This is a genomic window from Shewanella sp. 11B5 (genome assembly GCF_002836795.1).
GTDB classification, from domain to species: domain Bacteria; phylum Pseudomonadota; class Gammaproteobacteria; order Enterobacterales; family Shewanellaceae; genus Shewanella; species Shewanella frigidimarina.
The window spans coordinates 1-1,084 of the sequence record NZ_PJAP01000185.1; the positions used below are offsets into that span (position 1 = coordinate 1).

Here is a 1,084-nt window from a genome sequence, read left to right on the forward strand (position 1 = left end):
AAAGCGGGTAAACACGATACAAAACTGCTCAAGCTCGCGATGGAGATTGGCATGGGATACGCGCAAAAGCGTGGTTTTGAAGATTTTGGCAAAGGCATTTCGCCAAAAGATAAAGTGGAATGTATTTATCGATTATTAGTGCAAGACAATTTAATCCAACCATTAGCCGAAGATAAAGATGATGGTCCAAATCGTAAACATAAATTGATATTGTGGATTAGTAAGCAACTGCCTAAAGAACATGAATTATTGAACTAAGGTTACCAACCTACACACTAAATTAAGCCCAAATGAAACGATATTTCATTTGGGCTTTTTGTCTTTAGCACCTGTATGTACAGGCGCTAATATCGATTTTACTAACGTGATTCAATTTCAATAATTTTTAAGCTGATTAACTGCTTTTGCCATTGCTGCTTATTAACACCTTCTACCCAAATTGTATCACTTTGGCGATGCTGACCTTTACGCAGGTAAGTTTCTGGCATACGGAATATAGCTTCCCAGGCTTCAAGCTTTTCTGTTTTGAGCAATGCACCGTTGTCATTGTAAAAACTCACTTCAACTTCAACAACTGTGACATGTTCGTTACTGGTGCTGTCAAAATCGAACACTAAGCCGAGCTTATCGCCTTTCCATTTTGTGTCTGCAAGGGTGATTTTAATGCCGTCTTTAGCCGTACTGCCTAATAATTCTGGTTGTGCTAACGCCGCTGCAGTTAAGCGTGTGGTTGCTACTTGAGAATTAACTGCAGGCGCAGTAGGCATGGCAACCGATTGTGCTGCAACAGGTGTTGTTACTGCAGCTACCGACGCTGCAGGTGCAATTGCAGGCGGTGTTACTCCGTTTGCTTGCTCTGTGATGTCTGCTTTAGCAGCTTGCACTGGTTGGGTTACTGTTTCGGTAATGATGTATTCCCAAGTGAAGTCGTCTTTTAGACGAACATTGGCACCATTTTCTAAGGTGATAACAGCAACATTGGCGGCCATTGCTGCTGGAGCGAGTAATAAAAATAGGGCTGATGCGATCGCATTAAGTTTGGTTTTCATCTATTCATCCTGATTGAAAGTCTTTAACTCTTTTG

At 41.4% G+C, this 1,084-nt stretch carries 2 protein-coding genes; one reads left to right on the top strand and one right to left on the bottom strand.

Annotated features, from left to right (window positions below; translation table 11 throughout):
* The coding region (locus CXF78_RS01500; RefSeq protein ID WP_102035763.1) for a DUF5062 family protein at positions 1–258 on the top strand (258 nt) is incomplete at its 5' end.
* Between the two features lie 101 nt (positions 259–359).
* Here the strand turns inward: CXF78_RS01500 and CXF78_RS01505 are convergent.
* Positions 360–1,049 carry a DUF3157 family protein gene (locus CXF78_RS01505; protein ID WP_102035764.1) on the bottom strand — a complete coding sequence of 230 codons (690 nt, stop codon included), beginning with the start codon at positions 1,047–1,049 and terminating at the stop codon, positions 360–362.
* Between the last annotated feature and the right edge of the window lie 35 nt (positions 1,050–1,084).

What these genes read in the sequence shown, in the direction of transcription:
- CXF78_RS01505 (WP_102035764.1), bottom strand. Translation starts at nt 1,049, where the DNA reads ATGAAAACCAAACTTAATGCGATCGCATCAGCCCTATTTTTATTACTC.